This window comes from Nitrospira sp. BLG_2, assembly GCF_049222245.1.
Map to the genome: position 1 here is coordinate 1 of NZ_JBLYIG010000700.1, position 3,032 is coordinate 3,032.

Consider the following 3,032-nt stretch of genomic DNA (forward strand, 5'->3'; position numbering starts at 1 on the left):
CGCGGTTCGGTGGCTGGAAGCGTAAAGGGAAACGGATGAAAATGCTTCGCACGACAAAGACCGTCCCCGAAAGAGTAGAGGGGCATCAGCAGGCTGACTGCTTCTTCTAGGGAAAAAAGGGACTCTTGCAGTCGCAACCACTGAGCCAATGGAAGTTGTTCATTGGCGAGTCGCTTCACCTCGGGAGACTCGAAATGTTGGTTATCAGTGCAGAAACACTCCGGATCAGTGTCGCGGAGAAAGGCCTGCATCAGAGGGTTCACGGCGAGGCCCGCGAATCGAATACTCAACTTGAAGCCCATGCCTGATGTCATCAAAGCAGAATAGGAATCTACCGCGAGATGACGGGTGACAAGTCTTCCAGTGTTGGCTTCAGAATTACTCCCCAGACATTTGGCAATATAGCCGATTTCATGGGACTTCAGTTCGTAACGTGACACCTCCACGCACACCGCCGCCGACTTGTCAGTTGCTAGGACTTCGGTGACATGCCGCCAGCGTGCTTGAGCGCCCTTGATCACAATCCGCCGCGGGAACGCGACTCGAAATGCGCGGTCTGAATTAATGGGGGCGAGCATCGGCAATATCGACGGTTCCTCCACTCGAAGATTACTGCCGCCGGCTCCCCGTCCAGCATACAGGGCGATGTTCCCAACTGGGGTAAAGTGAATTTCGCGTACTAGTGCTGGTTTCGAGAATGTCCCGGAAGGAACCAAGGTTTCGCCGGTCCGGGCGAATCGCCAGTAACGGAACTGCTTGGAATGGAGAAAATGGAAATTCTCCAAAACTCCACAGAGTGCATAATGCAGACAGACGTGCCCTCTATCGTTTCGGGCAATCGTCATCCGCAGGTGCTCATCATGGTGATGCAACAACTGACTAACGTTTGCCCGAAACTCAAGCTCCAACTCGTTGCGCTCTTCCTCGCGATCGCGGGAGTCCTTATTGGCGCACAGCGGAGCCTCTGTCTGTTCTAGAATAAGCACTTCCTGCCCTGAGAGCGAATGGGGCATGCTAATCACTCGTTGACGCAGTGCCTGAGCTTTCCTAGACAGATCCACCCGGCGATCCGCCCGGACCCGATTCTCCCGGTGACGTGCCCGGACCCGACCCACCCGGTGATGCACCCGGACCCGATCCACCCGGCGATGTGCCAAGACCCGATCCACCCGGTGACAAACCTACGCCTGACCCACCAGGTGAGCCCGCTGGCTCCGCCCCACCCGCAGCCACAGTGCCGGGGGGAAACACCCCGTGTTTCTCGAGGTTTTCGGCTGTGTGCGTCGCCATGCGATGATTGTCGACAAGAACGGTGGGCACTTCCTCCTTACCGCCAGCCCGCTCCAGTGTCGCGCCTCGGACGGTATTTGCATGCTCGTCCTCGATAATCAAAGACCTATCAGGTTGATGGCTCGCCTGCATGGCAGTATTGACGTATGCTGGTATCGCATCAGGATGAGCAGGATCAGTATAAAATCCCCGCGGCCGCGTTGCGAGCTTGCTACCATCCTCCATTATGATCTGCTCTTGCCAACCATGGGCTTTGCCTTGGCTGTCAGTCAAGGCTTCCAAAAGAGGCGCTTCCGGTGCTTCACCAGCCTTTCCTGGGGAGGCTGCCGTTCGCCATTCTTTGTTGAATCTTCGCCGGTCATTGGCATCGTTCGGTGGTCTAGACATAGTTGATTGCCTTTGTTTATGTTTTGCCGCCCAGAGAGAATTCTGCATTGCGAAACCCGAACTAGCTCCTAACGTGTTTTCGCACTCGAATTCAGAATAACTGGCAGCAACTCCGCCTCTCGCTCAAGCATTTCCTCTCGACTCCCTGATCCTGCGAACAGCCAGCATTCATGCTCACACCGCCAGCGGGTGGTGAAAGCTCTCAGCCCTATCACCCGCATAATAATATACAAGGCCAGCATCCATTTCGATTTGGGAATTATCCACCCCATTCGCGTGGTTCCTTGGCCCGATCTCGGCGTTACAACATAAATCAAGCCTTCCTGAGTTACCAGAGCTTTCATAATGCATCTCCAGTGGCCCGCGTTTGGCGCCCGGTTTGGTCACTCATAAAGTATTCGGCTTTTACCAATCTATGGGATGCGGGCATCCCAAGCAGCTTTTCAAGCTCTTTGGTCGCTTTCAAACATGATTTTCCTTTAAATCCGAATGCTTCAACCGCTACCGATCCGTTCGGTTCGCTTTTCGCTACAATGCGCTTTGTCGTTTCGGCTTCGGATGTGGCGCGTCGCGTATCGACGGCTTCAAGTTGGACAACGCCCGTCGACGTCACCGTTTTTCGGATTGACCATGCTGAACCGATCGTCTTCTTCATGGATTCCGCAGTATAAGCCTCAGCCAGGCGACTCAGACTCTTCGCGCCGACGTTGCCGAACGCCTTCAAGAGGTTCTCTCCAGTTCCCCAGAAATCGCAAAGCAATTCCCATTGACCGGGATGGCGCTTGCTCCGAACGACGCCTATATCGTACTGTGACGAGGGATGGGAGATGGCGAACTGGCACTTTCCCAAGTCGTTAGCTGAGAACCCCTCTGGCAACGGATAATCGCCAACGTGCTGGCCGTACCAGCGATAGGTTGATGACTGCACCATGGAACCGCCCAATGATTGCACCGCCTTTTTCAGCAGTTCGAGATCGACGATCGTGAACTGAGCTTTGATAACGTGGCTCATTTCGGAGTCTCCTCTTCAATCGAATCAGGAAGGTCTTGAGGTAGAATCTGCTTAAGTGCGTCAGCGGTAAACTGGGATTTCGGGACCAAACGATTTCCCTGGCGGAGAATAGCCTTCTCGAACATAGTCCGAATAAATCTCCCGTTCCCAAACTTGCGACCATCTCTTCCGATAGCGGCATCAATGAGCTGTGTCAGTCTTTCATCACAATCATCAGCGACGACATATTCCGAATCCGCAGCCAACTTCTTAAAAATCCTTATGAGGTCTTCATTCGAGTACCGGAAGAACCTGATTCGATTCGGAACGCGCGAATCTAATCCTGGATTCGCGTTACGCAGAA

3 protein-coding genes and 1 pseudogene are annotated in these 3,032 nt (G+C 53.9%); all 4 read right to left on the reverse strand.

Annotated features, from left to right (window positions below):
* Positions 1-1,013, reverse strand: a 1,013-nt coding sequence (locus ACOSYY_RS18470; RefSeq protein WP_421664322.1) for a hypothetical protein, incomplete at its 3' end; no start/stop codon positions are given.
* 34 nt (positions 1,014-1,047) lie between these two features.
* Positions 1,048-1,677, reverse strand: a complete 630-nt coding sequence (locus tag ACOSYY_RS18475; RefSeq protein ID WP_421664324.1) for a hypothetical protein — start codon at positions 1,675-1,677, stop codon at positions 1,048-1,050.
* Positions 1,678-2,017: 340 nt separating this feature from the next.
* The gene (locus ACOSYY_RS18480) at positions 2,018-2,689 is read right to left on the reverse strand and encodes a DUF2997 domain-containing protein (RefSeq protein ID WP_421664326.1); all 672 of its coding nucleotides are present in this window, start codon (positions 2,687-2,689) and stop codon (positions 2,018-2,020) included.
* Positions 2,686-3,032 (reverse strand): annotated as a pseudogene (locus ACOSYY_RS18485) (hypothetical protein); the annotation flags it as partial. The pseudogene ACOSYY_RS18485 and the gene ACOSYY_RS18480, both read right to left, overlap by 4 nt.